Source organism: Streptomyces sp. NBC_00996, assembly GCF_045162675.1.
Lineage (GTDB): Bacteria > Actinomycetota > Actinomycetes > Streptomycetales > Streptomycetaceae > Streptomyces.
Genome location: NZ_CP108723.1, coordinates 10,722,356 through 10,737,371, shown reverse-complemented (window position 1 = coordinate 10,737,371; position 15,016 = coordinate 10,722,356). Strand labels below are relative to the sequence as shown.

The 15,016-nt window shown below is 68.6% G+C and carries 10 protein-coding genes and 1 pseudogene; 5 read left to right on the top strand and 6 right to left on the bottom strand.

Annotation, left to right across the window (positions count from 1 at the left end):
• Positions 1-181 precede the first annotated feature (181 nt).
• The 5 genes from OG390_RS49840 (at position 182) to OG390_RS49820 (ending at position 9,693) form a co-directional block, all read left to right on the top strand.
• Positions 182-892, top strand: a complete 711-nt coding sequence (locus OG390_RS49840) for a TnsA-like heteromeric transposase endonuclease subunit (protein ID WP_406164397.1) — start codon at positions 182-184, stop codon at positions 890-892.
• On the top strand, positions 889-3,135 hold the full coding sequence (locus OG390_RS49835) for a transposase (protein ID WP_406164398.1): 2,247 nt from the start codon (positions 889-891) through the stop codon (positions 3,133-3,135). Before OG390_RS49840 ends, OG390_RS49835 begins: the two co-directional genes overlap by 4 nt.
• Entirely contained in the window at positions 3,129-4,163 is a 1,035-nt protein-coding gene (locus tag OG390_RS49830) for a TniB family NTP-binding protein (RefSeq protein WP_406164399.1), read from the top strand. The genes OG390_RS49835 and OG390_RS49830 overlap by 7 nt, the downstream gene beginning before the upstream one ends.
• 99 nt (positions 4,164-4,262) lie before the next feature.
• On the top strand, positions 4,263-7,490 hold the full coding sequence (locus tag OG390_RS49825; protein ID WP_406164400.1) for a Helicase associated domain protein: 3,228 nt from the start codon (positions 4,263-4,265) through the stop codon (positions 7,488-7,490).
• 52 nt (positions 7,491-7,542) lie between these two features.
• On the top strand, positions 7,543-9,693 hold the full coding sequence (locus OG390_RS49820; RefSeq protein WP_406164401.1) for a P-loop NTPase fold protein: 2,151 nt from the start codon (positions 7,543-7,545) through the stop codon (positions 9,691-9,693).
• Positions 9,694-10,079: 386 nt separating this feature from the next.
• Here OG390_RS49820 and OG390_RS49815 read toward each other — a convergent pair whose 3' ends face one another.
• The 6 genes and pseudogenes from OG390_RS49815 to OG390_RS49790 form a co-directional block, all read right to left on the bottom strand.
• Positions 10,080-10,523, bottom strand: a complete 444-nt coding sequence (locus tag OG390_RS49815) for a hypothetical protein (RefSeq protein WP_406177417.1) — start codon at positions 10,521-10,523, stop codon at positions 10,080-10,082.
• 48 nt (positions 10,524-10,571) lie between these two features.
• Positions 10,572-11,384 (bottom strand): ExeA family protein, encoded by an 813-nt coding sequence (locus OG390_RS49810; protein WP_406177415.1) that lies wholly within the window; start codon positions 11,382-11,384, stop codon positions 10,572-10,574.
• Between the two features lie 13 nt (positions 11,385-11,397).
• Positions 11,398-11,592 (bottom strand): hypothetical protein, encoded by a 195-nt coding sequence (locus OG390_RS49805; protein ID WP_406177413.1) that lies wholly within the window; start codon positions 11,590-11,592, stop codon positions 11,398-11,400.
• A 4-nt stretch (positions 11,593-11,596) separates the two neighbouring features.
• The gene (locus OG390_RS49800) at positions 11,597-12,178 is read right to left on the bottom strand and encodes a Mu transposase C-terminal domain-containing protein (protein WP_406177412.1); all 582 of its coding nucleotides are present in this window, start codon (positions 12,176-12,178) and stop codon (positions 11,597-11,599) included.
• Between the two features lie 113 nt (positions 12,179-12,291).
• Positions 12,292-14,081: pseudogene (locus OG390_RS49795) on the bottom strand (reverse transcriptase domain-containing protein).
• A gap of 495 nt (positions 14,082-14,576) precedes the next feature.
• On the bottom strand, positions 14,577-15,008 hold the full coding sequence (locus OG390_RS49790) for a DDE-type integrase/transposase/recombinase (protein WP_406177411.1): 432 nt from the start codon (positions 15,006-15,008) through the stop codon (positions 14,577-14,579).
• Positions 15,009-15,016: the final 8 nt, after the last annotated feature.

Sequence of the window (15,016 nt, the reverse complement as noted above, 5' to 3'; positions counted from 1 at the left end):
CCGGTTCTCCTGCGCGGCAGGTCAGGCATGGCGTTGTGTGGAGTACGTGATCATCGACAGCAGCCAGGAGGCCGCATCGTCCGCGGTACCTGGGGCCGGGTGCCGCATCCCCGAGCCGCACCGTACGGGTGGTGCTGTTCGACGCGAAGGCGCTACAGCCGTAGATGCCAGCCTGATCGATGTGCGCTTTCGAGACCCTCTGGGGTGCTCGCGTCAGGTCCCGTGGCTTGAGGCTGCGCAGGACGTCCTCTTCGAGGAGGGTCCTGCGGTACGGCCTTTCCCCGTCCGGCACGGGCGGCGTGTGGCTCCGGGCTGGTGGTGGTCGTCGACCACCAGGCGGCTGGTGGCGTACGGGTCCGGTGTCATGCGGACCGAGCTGATGCTGCTGGACCGGGATCCGACGGCGGTGGCGCTGGCCTGCCGACCGGTGGAGCTGGTGTGGCGTGAGGAAAGCAAGGCTGTCGGTCATGCGCCGCAGCTGATGGCCAGGCTTCAGGACGGCAGCGGCCTGTTGCTCGACTGCGCGGGACCCAGCGGACCCTCTGCCCGGCTGGCGGAGCGGGCACGGGTTGTGGCGGCTGCAGCGGAGGCAGCGGGCTGGTCCTACCGGCTCGCGGGGCCGCCGGATCCGGTGCTGGTGGCCAATGTGCGGTGGCTGGCGGGTTACCGGCATCCCCGGTACGCCGCAGGGCCGTGGATACCGGCTCTGGTGGAGGCCTTCGGCAGTCCGCGGCCGGCGGTGGAGGCGGTGTGTGAGCTGGGTGACCCGATCGCCGTGTGGCCCGCGGTCTTTCACGCGCTGTGGAGCGGTGTGCTGCAGGTGCGGCTGGACGAACCGCTGCACGAGCGTGCCGTCGTCTCGGTCGCACGGCAGGAGGCCGAAGCGGCGTGACGCAGGCGGTTGTCGAGGTCGGGGCGCGCCTTCGCTACGACGGACGGGTATGGACGCTCGCCGTGCTGGAAGGCCCCCGGGCCACGCTGGTGACCGACGAGGGCGCCTCGGCGGTGGTGCTGCTGCCCTACCTGTTCGCCGATCCGTCCTTCGAGGTGGAAGGCGGACCGGCGCCGGGGAGGGTGCCGCCGTTCGGGCTGCTGGAAGCGCTGCCGGTGGAGGTGCGGGAGCGGGCTCTGGCGTGGCAGCGGCATGTGCGGGAGGTGGAGACCGGCTTCCCGGACGCGGTTGGGCAGGGCGCCCCACGCGAGCAGTTCGATCCGGCGATACGAAGCCTGGCGCAGCGCGAGCGGGCAAAGGCCGAGGAGTTGACGGCGGCGGGCTGGGCGGCGAGTGCGGCGACGGTGCGCCGGATGCGGGCGCGCTACCGCAGCGAGGGCTTGTGGGGGCTGGTGGACGGCCGGGCAGTGCGGGAGCGGTCGGCGGTGGGGCGGGCCGATGAACGGGTGGTCGCGGCAGTCAGGAAGGTGCTGGAGGGGCAGCGGGAGCGGTCGACGGGCACGCTGGTGCGGCTGCGCCGCCGGGTGGGGTGGCTGCTGGAGGAGGAGTACGGCGCCGGGGTGGTGGCCCTGCCGCCGGCGTCGACGTTCAACCGGCTGGTGCACGCGGTGGCCGACGGACAGGGGCTGCTGGGGACTGCGGCGCAGCGGCGGTGGCATGCGTCGCGGCCGGCACCTCCGTTCACGCCGACGGTGGCACTGCGCCCGGGTGAGCTGGTGATGCTGGACACCACGCCGCTGGATGTACTGGCGGTGCTGGACGACGGTGTGACCGGCCGTCTTGAACTGTGCATCGCGCTGGACGTGGCGACGCGCAGCATCTGCGCCGCTCTGCTGCGTCCGGTGGGCACGCGGTCGGTGGACGCGGCGATGCTGCTGGCGCAGATGGTGGTGCCGGCGGCGATGCGGCCGGGCTGGGACAAGGCGCTGTCGATGCGGCGGTCGGTCATTCCCTACGAGCGGCTGATCGCGTTGGACGCGCGGCTGGAGCAGGCGGCCGCCCGGCCGGTGATCATGCCGGAGACGGTGGTCGTGGACCAGGGCCGTGTGTACGTGTCGGCGTCGTTCATCTCGGCGTGCGAGAGCCTGGGGGTATCGGTGCAGCCGGTGCCGCCGGCGAACGGCCCGGCGAAGGGGAACGTGGAGCGGACCTTCCGCGCGATTGCCGACGGGTTCAGCCAGTACCTGCCGGGCCACACCGGCTCGGACGTCTCCCAGCGGGGCGCCGCCGCGGAGCAGGATGCCTGCTGGAGCCTGACGCAGCTTCAGGAACTGCTGGACGAGTGGGTCATCGCCGGATGGCAGGAGCGCCGGCACGAGGCGCTGCGGCACCCGATGATGCCGCGGGTCGCCGTCTCACCCAACGAGATGTGGGCGGCCCTGGTGGCGGTGACGGGGCATGTACCGGTGCCCTTGTCCGCCCACGACTATGTCGAGCTGCTGCCTCTTCGGTGGCAGGCCGTCAACGACTACGGCATCCGCTTCGGCTACCGCACCTACGACCATCCCGGCCTGAACCCCTACCGGCGCCGCCGCTCACCGCGGGCGGACAAGAACGGACGGTGGGAGGTCCACCACAACCCCTACGATCCGAACCGGGTGTGGGTGCGCCTGCCCGAGGGATGGCTGGAGGTGCCGTGGGTCCACGCGGGGGCGGTCCGGCGCCCGTTCACCGCGTTCACCTTCGACCACGTCCGCCGCACTGTGGAACGCCGGCATGGCCGTGAAGAGCACGAGGCGGCGATCGCCCAGGCGCTGGATGCGCTGCTGCGCCGAGCGAGCCAGGGACTGGGCAGCAGGCGAGAGCGGACGGTAGCCGCCCGGGCCCAGGCGGCCGCGCAGATGACCGAGCCCTCCCCCGCCACCGCCCCGCAGCAGTGGCCTGCGCCTCTCGCGCCGGGGGCCTCGTTCGGGCTGCCCGGTTCCTTCACCGTCCCGCTCGAGGATGCCGACGGCTGGGACACCGACGAGAGCCTGGACGACATCGAGGACGACCCGGACGGCGAGGACTACCTTCTCGCCGCCCTCGCCGACGGCCAGGACGCCGCGGCAGGCCACGCGGAAGAAGCATCCGAGCCGACGGCCGAAACGGCCCGGGACCAGGCCGCTGAGCAGACGTTGGACGCCGCCGGGGCGGGCGGCATGCGCATCTACGACCCGTACCAGGAGGCCCAGGCATGGTGACAGCGGCCCAGCCCGCCACCGCGCAGCACAGCACCTTCCATCCCCTGACCACGTGGGACGGGTGGCAGCAGTTCGTCGACACGCCCCACGCACCGGCACGGGACGCCGGCGACCAGGAATGGACGCTGGAGCAGCGGGAGGACTACCACGCACGGTTCGTGGTGCTGAAGACCCCCGCCATGGATACCATCTCCACCGCGGTACGCCGCCTGCTGCTGCTCAACCGCGGCCAGCAGGGCGGAGCCCGGCGCGGCCTGATCATCTCCGGGCCCGCCACCACCGGGAAGACCACCGCCATGCAGCAGCTCGGGCGCACCGTGGAACTCGCCGACCGGCGCCGCCACCCGAACCAGGACGGGCGTCTGCCCGTGCTGTTCATCACCGTGCCGCCGTCCTCCACCCCGAAGATGCTCATCAGCGAGTTCGCCCGCTTCCTCGGCCTGCCCGCCCTGGAACGGATGAACCAGATCCAGATCACCAACGCCGTGTGCGAGCTGCTGTGCGAGATGAGCACCCAGCTGGTCCTGGTCGACGACGTGCACCTGATGGACACCCGCAGCCGGGCCGGCGCCGAGACCTCCGACCAGCTGAAGTACCTCGGCGAGCGGATCCCGGCGACCTTCGTCTACTCCGGCATCGACGTCGAATCCTCGCCCCTGCTGACCGGCGTGCGCGGCTCCCAGCTCGCAGGCCGCTTCAAAATCGTGCGCAACCAGCCGCTGCGCTACGGCAGCGCCGCGGACAAGCAGATCTGGCACGACCTGGTGCGCAGCATGGACAGCGCCCTGCGGCTGCGCCGCCACCGGCCCGGCACCCTGGTCACGCACGCCGCCTACCTGCATGCCCGCACTGGCGGCCGCATGGGCAGCCTCTCTCACCTCATCCGGGAAGCCGCCCTTGTCTCCCTGCTGGACGGCACCGAGAAGATCACCAAGAAGCTGCTCGAACAGATCGAGCTCGACAGCGCCGCCGAACAACGGGCCCGGGCACCGCACCGCCGCCGGATGCCCTCGCAACGCCAGCCCTGACCGGCGGCGTCTGCGTCAACCGTCCGTCCCGATCCCCCGTTTGGCCACTGCTCGGATGCCGATACATCCGAACCCGCCAGGAACGACCTCTGCTCCCTGATGCACGACTCTCTTCCACCACAGCCGCAGCCGCCGCGTACGGCTTCGGCACGTCCAGGGCCGGTACGGCTCGCGCCGCAGCAGGGCGAGACGAACCTGTCGTACCTGGACCGGCTGGCCGACCGCTACCGGCTCGGCGTCAGAGACCTCATCCCCGCCCTCCTCCAGATCGGCGGAGGCCTGTTCAAGGGCTACCGCACGGACGGCGAGGTCTACCTCAACGCCGAAGCCCGCGCCCGCGTCTCCGCGTTCAGCCGCGTGCCCGAGGAGATCCTTCAGCGGGCCCTGCCCGCCTGGACCGCCCAAGAGCCCGTCTCGCCGGACGGGGCGGGTGCAGCCGGGCGGTTCCGCTTCGGGAGCGTAGTGCAGGCCGCGGGAGAAGGCTGCCGGCTGTGCACGGCCGCACGCACCGGACGTACCAAGCCCGCACGGGTGTACCTGAAACCACACACCCGTATCTGCCCGCGCCACCGGCGCTGGATGCTCGGCACCCACTGGATCGACGGCGCGCCAGCCGACATTGAGCAGGTCGACCTGGCGGAGCTGCCGCAGATGGTCACGGCGCACCGGCGGCATCTGGATCTGCTGCGCCATCGGCCGGACGCCGCCCGCGCGTTCGAGATCGCGCATGCCGTGATCGTCTCCTGGTGGGCACAGCAGTGGCCCGAAGAAGAGCAGTGGCCCAACCGGGCACGCCAGATGGCGCCGCCGGGGGCAGATCCGGGCTGGTGGCGGCTGCTGGTGAGAGACGCGGTCACCTACCCGGAGACGGTCGCCCTCACCTCCGTCCTCACCAGCGAACGTACCCGGCAGTGGCTGCTCGACGACACCAGCGGGCATGTGCCGCACACCCTCGCGTACGCCCCAGAACTGGTCACCGAGCTGGCACGGGTCACGAGGCGGCCGTGGCTGCGCGAACGGATCGCCTCAACCTCGGCCGGTCCTTTGCTGGTCTGGGCGCAGCACTGTGTGCGCTCCCCTACGGACGTGGCCGCCGCAGACCGGCTGTGGACGCTGCACATGGCACACCGGCCCCGGCCCATCGCCCGGGAACTGCAGGCCTACCGCTACGCCGCCCACAAGTTGGAGAAGGCAGAGGGCGGGACGCGGCTTCACCTGGGGCTTCGGCACAGGTCGGATCAGGCGTTCACCACCGGTCTGGCGCACGCCCGCGCCTACGCCGCCGTCCACGGCCACCTCGCCGCACCGATCCACAGCCGCTTCAACGGCTTTGCCCTGGGCACATGGCTGAAGAACCACCGGAAATTCGCCGCGATGCCACCCGAACACGTCGCGGAACTCGAGGCACTGGATCCGTGGTGGCGGCCGCCGTGGACGGTGATGTGGCAGCGCTTCTACTACCAAGCCCGCGACCACGTCCGCGCCCGCGGGCCCCTGCGGCCCGAACAAGGCTTCCCCACCACCGGCTTCGGCCTGGGCGAATGGCTGTACAACCAGTGCACCGGCTACACCGGCCTGCACCCCGCACAACAGCGCCTCCTGGCCGACATCGGCCTCACCCTCGAGGCCGTACAGGCGGCCCGGCCCCGCCGCAAGCACATGGCCTCCCACTTCCAGCGCGCCCTCGCCTGCGCACACGCTTTCGCCGGCACCCACGGCACGCTGGTGAACGCGACCACCGACACCGTCCAGGACGGACTGAAGCTGGGACAGTGGCTGTCCAACCAGCGCAGCAAAGACCGCGCCTACCAGCACCGCCACGGCACCCCCTCACCCCGGGCGCTCGCACTGTCGGCGATCGATCCCTGGTGGAACCCGCCGTGGACGCTGGAATGGCAGCGCTCCTGGCACCAAGCGCGCACCCACGCCGAAGACGGCCACGTGCTGGATGCCGCGGCCGGGTTCCCCGGTACCGGCAGCGCCCTCGCCACCTGGCTGACCACCCAGTGCGCCCAGTACGACACCCTCCAGCCTGACCAGCGCACCTTGCTCGCCCAGGTCGGGATCACCGCAGACACCGCCCGCGGCGCCGCCGCCCGGCCCGCCGAAAACGAGGCCGACTTCGCCACCGCACTGGCGTACGCGCGCTCCTACCACGCAGCACACGGCACCCTCGCCGCCGCGATCAGCACCGTCCACGACGGCTTCCAGCTCGGACGATGGCTGCGCCGGCAACGCCAGCACGCCCGCGACCACGCCCACCGCGGCACACCACCGTCCGCCCAAACGAAGGCCCTGACCACAGTCGATCCCTGGTGGTGCCCGCCCTGGACCCTGGCATGGCAGCGCACCTGGCAGCACATCCACGACCAGGTCCAGGCCGGTCACCGGCTCGACGCCGACCGCCACTTCCGCAGCTTCGCCCCCGCCCAGCGCACCTGGCTACGCCTCCAGCGCACCCGCTACGACGACCTCCACCCCGACCAGCAGCGCCTCCTGACCGACATCGGCCTCACCCGCGAGACCGCCCACACCCGGCCCCTCACCCCCTACGCCGAAGCCGCGCTCGATCATGCCCGCGCCTACGCCGCCGCCCACCACACCCTGGCCGCGGCCTACTCCACCGTCCACGACGGCTTCCCCCTCGGCCGCTGGCTCAACTACCAACGCCAACAAGCCCGACGCGACACCACCCCCAACGCCCGCCACCAGGCCCTCACCACGATCGACCCGTGGTGGAACCCGGCCTGGGACCTCGCCTGGGACCTCGCCTGGCAACGCTCCTACACCCGCGCCCGCACCACACAAACCCGCCCCGGCGGCCCACCGGCCGACGTACGAACCTGGATCAGAGCACAACACGCCGCCTGGCCCCACCTACGCCCCCAACAGCAACAACTCCTGACCGACCTGGGCATCACCCCCGTCGGCCGCCGCCGGACCAGCCGCGTCTACCCCGCAAGCCCAGGCCTCGCCCACGCCCGCGCCTACGCCGCCCTCCACAGCCACCTCGCCTGCAGCAAAGACACCCACCACGACGGCTTCGCGCTGGGCGACTGGCTGACACAAAAACGCCGCGCCGCCCGACAAGGACACCTCTCCCCCACCACCACCCACGCCCTGGAAAGCATCGACCCGTGGTGGAACCCACCCTGGCCCCACACCTGGCAACGCACCTACCAGCAAGCCCAGTTGAACCACCACACCGGCCAGCCCTGCCCCTCCGGGCTCCAACGGTGGGCCAACACGCAACGCACCCGCTGGAACACCCTCCACCCTCAGCAGCAACACCTCCTCACCACCATCGGCATCCACCCACGCATCTGACCTCCTTCGTCAATCCGCGGCGGGAAAGCACGTGGTCAGGCACGATGTGCCGGTGAGTGATGCGCGCTTCTTCAATGACGAGCCCTTTCTCGACGACAACGGGCCGGATCTGCTGGGGCGTGAGCAGTACGCGCGGCACGCCGTAGAACTGCTCGGGCGCGTCCGGGCCCAGACCGAGACCGGCGTCCTGGCGTTGATCGGCTCCTGGGGATCCGGCAAGTCGACCGTCCTGGGCAAAGTGATGCGTCTTCTGCAGGGTCAGGATCGCCGCGAGACCTGGCTGATCGCCGAGCTCAATCCATGGCTGTACTCCGACCTGGAATCGCTGACCGCCGCGCTGTTCAGTGAAATCCGAGCCGCCCTGCCCAAGGGAAGGCGCTGGTCGGAAGTCCGTAAACGGCTCGGAGGCTTCGGGCAGGCCATCAGCCCGTTGGGTAAACTCACCGCGCTCGCCGGCCTCGACTCAGAGGGCCTGATCAAGGCCTTCAGCGACCGCATCAACGGAGACACCAGCGCGTCGGCCGCCAAGCGGAAGGCCGAAGAGGCCCTGCGGCAGGCAGGCCAGCCCGTCCTGGTCGTCATGGACGACCTAGACCGCCTCACCCCAGACGAACTGCTCCTGGTCTTCAAGCTGGTGCGCCTGGTGGGCCATCTGCCGAACGTCTACTACCTGATCGGCTTCGACGAGCAGACCCTGCTGGATGTCCTGCAACGCAGCGATCTCGTGGGAAACAGCGAGCCCCGTGCCCGCGAGTTCCTGGAAAAGATCATCCAGGTACGCCTCGATCTTCCCGCGTTCCGCGAACGCGACGCGGCCGCCATGAGCATCCGCGCGCTCAACGCCATTCTGGACTCCCACAACCTGTCCATGACGCCAGGCGAGGAGCAGCGCTTCTCCGAGGCCCACTTCCGGCACCTGCAAGACCGGCTCCAGACGCCACGGGCCGTCAAACGCTACTTCGGGCAGGCCGACGCCACGCTCGGCTCCCTCGTCGGAGACGTGGATCTGGTCGACTTCCTCATCGTCACCTTCCTGCGCACCAATGAACCCGGCGCCTACCGACTCTTGAGGCGCCACCGTGCCGAACTCACCGGCACGAGCCTCGACCCATCCCAACGACGCAACGCACAACAGCTCGGCGAAAGAGCCGACCGTTGGCGGAACCGCCTGGGCGAAGCAGGCGTTGCCGCAGAGCACGTCGAAGGCGTGCTCCGCCTGCTTGGCCAGCTGTTCCCGACAGTCCAGCAAGACCTCGGCATGGCCGGCGATGCGAAAGCCGCCGCACAGCGCCGCGGCATCGGCAGCACCGACTACTTCGACCGGTACATGGTCTTCGGCGTCCCCGACGACGACCTCCCCGAAGCCGTCTTCGACCAGGCCCTGGCCCAACTGGCCGCCGACGCGCCTGAAGAGGAGGCAGCCGAACTGCTACTGCGTCTCCGTGAAGACACCCACCGCGTCACCCGCCGAATCGAGCAGCGACGCAACACTGGCAGCCCCGTCCCCGTCCCCGCCGCCGCGCTGCTGAAGGCCATGGCGGACACGTACGGGCAGACGACCGCCGAACCGGAAATGATGGGCCTGGTCAACAGCGGCATGAGCCTGCAGTTCCTGGCCCGCGACCTCCTCACCGACCTCCCACCGGAACAACGGCCCCCCGTACTGGCCGCCATGGCCGCCACCCCGGACGGAGCAATCCTGGCCACGCGGACCCTGCACCGCGCCACCAACCCTGACAACAACGACTCCGAGCACGTACAGACCACCGAAGACTGGTCTCTTCACGCCCGCGACGCCGTGGCCGAGCGAATCGCCCAGCACCTCGCCCCCAGCACGGGCAGGCCCGCCGAGGAACTCACCGATTCCGACACCGACCTGATCTGGATGTGGCGCCACACCAACCCTGACACCCTGCGCCCCTGGCTACACCAACGCCTCGACAACGGATGGGAACTTCTCCCACTCCTGGGCAAACTCATCCAGCCGGCCTCCCACCCATTCCCTCTGATCGACCACCCCACCCTGGCCGGCCTCGACGCGATGTTCGGACTCGACGACCTCTACACACACCTCGAGCCCTTCATCCACGCCTCCACCGGGAACGGCCCCGCCGACGAGCACCAGGCCAACATCCTGCAAGCCCTCCGCGAGCGCCGCCCCACCACCGGCCAGACCCCGCCCGCAAACTCCGCCACCACGTGACCGCCCCCAGCCCGAGCCCCCGCACGCCGCTTCTCAAGTAGCGGCCCAATCAACCTGCACGCCACCCAGGCAACCTGCACGACCCCCAGGCCAGAAACCCGCAGCCCCCACCACCAGACCACCAACCGGCCCCCCAGCAACACGAAACGAACCGCTACAACTGAGAAACCACCAGCCCAGAACACCAGCACTACGCAGAAAGAACGACCCGCGACACTGGGACATGTTGCCCGGCGTTGAAAATGCCAACGAGAGCGGCGTTCACGGTGCCGACGAGTGGTGATGGCGACGCCCCGCCGGTGGGTGTTCCGGCGGGGTGCTCGTCGGCAAGGTGTCGTTTTCGTCGGCGAGGTGCCGGTGCTTCAAGGCTGCGCGACGGTGAGTCGTCAGCCGGGCGGCTGGGCCGCCTGGGGCCCGCCCGTCGTCCCGGTAACCGTGCGGTGCAAGGGGAGCAAGAACGCAACGACGAACAGGCCGAAGAGGGTGATGGGCAACAGAGGCAGCAGCTTCGCAGGATCGTCCTGCAGCCAGTGCCGGTTGCTCCACCAGTTCCCGAAGACGTCCGTCACCATCACGGCGCTTGCCGGCCAGATCCCTTCCCGCCGCACGAGTCCCACCAGCACGGCCACCAGCGGATCGAGGATCGCCAAGCTGACGAAGAACACCCGCAGGGGAACCTGAGGAAACGACGCATAGGCATGGATGCCGTCACGGGCCAGATAGAAAATGTGGACGCAGGATCCTTCGAGGAATCCGATCAAATACACCGTGAGAACCCATCTCGCCCACAACGGCTGCCCGCCCCATCGTTCCCGCAGCTCAATCCCCACCGGGTCACCCTAGAGGTTCGGCGTGGCCAAGGGATCAAGGGCGGTTTCTCAGTCGCCGACCACCTCGCTCACGGAGGCGCGGGCGGCGGCCTCGTCGACGAGGTTCTTGCCGGTGGCGAAGGCGGCGACGAGGGCTTGGAGGGCGAGGTTGTTGACCGCCCGCGGGTAGCCGCGCGAGGTCGTGTGGATCAGCGTGAGGGCGTCCTCGGTGAACAGCTGGTCCGGGCGCCCGGCGATCTTCAGGTGGTGGGCGACGTAGCTGGTCGTCTCGGCCGACGTCATGCCCGGCATCGTGTAACGCAGGGCGGTGCGCTGTTCGAGGGCGGCCAGGACGGCGAGCTTCATCGTCCGTCTCAGGGTGGGCTGGCCCACCAGCAGGCAGGACAGCGGGGAGTCCTGGTCCATGCCCTGGTTGGTCAGCATGCGGACGGTTTCGAGTTGTTCGTAGGACAGCAGGTGGGCCTCGTCCAGGACGAGGACCGGGGTGCGTCCGCGTTCCTCACGCTCGGACAGCAGGGCCCTGGCGGTCTGGACGGCGAGTCGGGAGCCGAGGTGGGAGGGGGCCTGACCGAAGGCGTTGACGATCTCCTCGTGGATGCCGCGGACCCCGATCAGCGGGTTGGGGATGTAGATGACGGTGTGCTTGGAAGGGTCGAGGGCGTCCAGGCAGGTGCGGACGGAGACGGTCTTGCCGGCGCCGACCTCGCCGGTGACCACGCCGATGGAGCGTTCGGCGATGCACCAGGAGATGCGGGCGACGGCCTGGTTGTGGGAGTCGTGCCGGTGGAGCATGCCGGGTGCGAGGTTGCGGCCGAAGGGCATGCGCTCGAACCCGTAGTGGGCCTGCAGTTTCTCAATCACGGTGATCCTCCGGTCAGTTCGCAGGTGAGGGCTGGTGCTGGAGGTGTTCGGTGAACAGCTCCAGCGAGACGGTGATCCAGTCGACGGCGCTGTCGAAGCCGAAGTGGGCGGCCAGCGCCTCGTCGACGTGGCTGTCGCAGACCTCGAAGAAGTCGTGCAGCTCGGCCAAGAACGCTGTCCAGTCGCCTGTGGCGGAGGGCCTGGCCATGGGCTCAGCCCTCGCGGGTCAGGTCGGCGGCCTCGGTGGGCGGATCGGCCAGCGCCGCGTAGTTGATCTTTGTGCCGAGGTGGTTGGAGTGCGCGTTGTCGACCAGGCCCAGGTAGTCGATGCCGGTGGTCACCCTGGGCTTCTCGGCCGGCACTTCGGGCCGGGCCTTGGGATGGGAGTGCCGCTCGATCTGGAACGGCGTCGCGGTGCCCGCGTCCTTGCCGTCCAGGCGGACGCGCAGGAAGGTCAGATCGAAGGGGTCGAAGACCAGCTCGACCTTGTGGCCGACCAGCTCGGGTTCGACCTGGTAGCGGTTGCCGTGCAACGAGACCGTCGCGGTCTTCGCGACACGGCGGTGCTCGGACCAGCGGAACGCCTCGGCGAGATCCGCGGGCTGCGGGATCGGGAACGGGGCGCCGGCCATCCACCGCTGAAGCGGTTCCTGCTTCGTCTCGGAGTGCACCCGGCGGTGGTAGATGTTCTCCACCCAGGCGGTGAACAGGCGGTTCATCTCCGCGAGGTCCTTGATCTCGCGGCCGACCTCGCCCTTGTCGGAGGCGATCTCAACGGTGAACTCCCCGTTCACCGTCCTGGTAGGGTCGGCCGGACGACGAGGTGCCTGCTGAGCAGGTCCTTTTCCGTCCGGCCTCCCACCGAACCGGCCATGCCCGCTTTCCGGGCAGCACGGCTCTCCAGTGACTACTGCGTGCGTGCGATCTTCGGCTTCGCCCCATGGATTCGGTCATGGCAACTGCCGCAGACCACAAGGGCCTTGCGACGGCGCTCGGCCATCAACTTCACCCAGACGGGGGAAGGCTCACCGGCCCGTTGGAGGTGACTGAGCGACTTGACGTGGTGGACTTCCACCTCGCCGGGGCGCTCGCAGAGCTCGCATCTATTCGCCAGGAGCCGACGGATCAGCTCTTTATGCGGATAGACCGGTCCGGCCAGACGGTCAGTCAGTTCCGCCATCTTCTGCCGCTTGAGGGGAATCCCTCCGAATCGGGCGACCAGTTCTCGCCTGCTGTCTCGCGCCAAGGTGGCTTCGAAGCACGTGCGAAGCCCGTACGGGGTCGAGATCTTGGCCTTGAAACGGGCCGCCATCTTCGTCACCGACGAGCGGTGCTTACTCGCCAGGGTCTTGAGCATCGAAGTCTCCATGACCCAGCGCAACCGGTGAAGTCGTTGGACATCACCGGCCAGCAGGTAGTACTGGACGATGCCCCTGTACTCGATTCCGTACTTGCCCACGATGACGTAGTCGGACTCGTTGACAAGAGATTTCGGCACGCGGGTTTTCCGCGCGATAAGTACGGGGCGCTCTTGGCTTTGACCACGGCGGCAGGCACGTGCAAGACGATCGCGCCGCTTGCCGACCGGCGGTTGCGCCGGTCGTGGCCCGTCTTGCGGTCGCTGCGTGCGACCGAGATCTCATAGCCGAGGAATCTCGCCCTTTTCGTGCGGGCATGGGTGATGAGCGTCTTGTCGTTCGACAGTTCCAGCTTGAGATCATCACGCAGGAACTCTGCAAGCCGCTGTTTCACTTCCTCGGCCTCTGCCTTCGGCCCGACAAACCCGAGCAAGGTATCGTCGGCGTAACGCACATAGCGCAGTCTCCGGTAGTCCGGATCGTCAGGATCTTGACTGGGGAGACTGTGCAACCGTCGGTAGGCAGACCGCAGTTCAGCACGATCACCTTTCCGACGGGCTTTCGCGACTGCGCGTTCCGTCCTCCGATACTCCGGGTTACGCGCCCGGAGCTTTCCTCGGGTGTACTCGGGGATCAGGACCGTCTCGACGAACTCGTCCAGCTTGTGCAGGTAAATATTGGAGATGACGGGGGAAACGACACCGCCCTGCGGAGCACCGCTGAGCGTCGCGTTCCAGACCCAGTCCTCCAGGTATCCGGCTGTCAGCATGTTGCGTACCAGCCGCAGGAACCGCTGGTCGTGGACCCTCTCGCCCAGCACCCGGAGCGTGACCTCATGGTCAAGACTCCCGAAGCAGTCGGCGATATCGCCCTCAATAAACCAGGTGGTGCCCGTCCAGGTGAGCGACACCTCCCGCAAGGCGGTATGGCATCCCCTCCCTGGCCGGAATCCATGGGACCGGTCAGAGAAAGCAGGCTCGTAGTATGCCTCCAAGAGGAGGCGTACCACTTCGCCGACCAACTTATCTGACCAGGTTGGCAGACCTAGAGGCCGAGTCTTCCCGCTCTGTTTCTTCGGAATATGAACTCGCCTCACCGGGCGGAATCGGTAACGCTCGTGGCGTATCGCATCGATGATGGGCTCGATCTTCCGCACAGACATGCCGTCCACAGTTTCCTGCGTGGCTCCGGGAGTCATCGCGCCTTTGTTGGCATAGATGCGCCCGTAGGCCAACAGATACAACTGCGGGTTGAACAGCTGCCGATACAGTTCCTCACACGGTAGGCCACGCCTGCCGCGCTCACGCAGGACACCCAGCACCGTTTCGGCACTCTGCATTTCGCATACCTCCCGACTTCGGGTGTCCGATCACCTGGGGTCCTTCGCCCGATGTGGACGGCTTTCCCGTCCTCCCTGGCCGGTCGTTACTCCGGCGACTACTACGACCCCTCCGTCGCCATAGGGCTCGCGCCCCGTAGGCGATCCCACGTTCGTCTCTGTCGTACGTCATAGCGTGACGTAGGCGCCCCACTCATCTCCTTGAATGCCCTCACTGGGCATCGCTCCTGGCTCCGGAGGTTGCATCGGTCGTTTTTCCACTGCGACAGCAGAGCCGACATCGGTTTCAGACGTCTTTCCGATGGATGTGAACTTTCATCTTCTGGAGATTGAGGTTCAGGCAATTCAGCTTTCGCCATATCACGCGGGTCTCCCAGGGCACCGTCCCCAACGCCTGGACCCAGCCCCTGGTTTGCTGGCATGCTCTGGTCCCCTTCACCTTTCGGATCCAGGTAAGCCATCAGACCCAGGAACATCCCTCCGAATTCCTCCCGGCTATGCCGGGGATACGACAGAGCGCCTCGTGGCGCACAAGAACCGTTCGATTTTGCCCCTGCCCTCGGGCCGTCCCGGGGCGGAGTGCACCAGCTTGACGCCGAGTTTCGCGCAGGCCCGAAGCAGCCACGAGTCGACGAAGGCACTCCCGTTGTCGACGTAGATGTACTGCGGGACGCCCCGGGCGGACAGTGCCGGGCGCAGGGCCGCCGCGAGGCGGACGGTGTCCTCCGCGAATCCCCAGCGGTGCCCGACCACTGCCCGGCTGTGATCGTCCAGGAAAGCGAACAAGTACGTCTTGCGGCCGTCGATCCGCGGCCCGTGGAGTGCGTCGCCGACCCACAGCTCGTTGGGACGGTCGGCCTCGAACCGGCCGAAGGCGTCGGCAGGTTTCGCTGTCCTGAGCGCGACCAGGCCGGTGCGGTGGAACATCCGTTGCA

Excerpts from the sequence above, each read along its gene's own strand:
- OG390_RS49830 (WP_406164399.1), top strand. The coding sequence starts at position 3,129 with ATGGTGACAGCGGCCCAGCCCGCCACCGCGCAGCACAGCACCTTCCAT.
- OG390_RS49825 (WP_406164400.1), top strand. The coding sequence starts at position 4,263 with ATGCACGACTCTCTTCCACCACAGCCGCAGCCGCCGCGTACGGCTTCG.
- OG390_RS49805 (WP_406177413.1), bottom strand. The coding sequence starts at position 11,592 with ATGGCCAGGCCCTCCGCCACAGGCGACTGGACAGCGTTCTTGGCCGAG.
- OG390_RS49790 (WP_406177411.1), bottom strand. The coding sequence starts at position 15,008 with ATGTTCCACCGCACCGGCCTGGTCGCGCTCAGGACAGCGAAACCTGCC.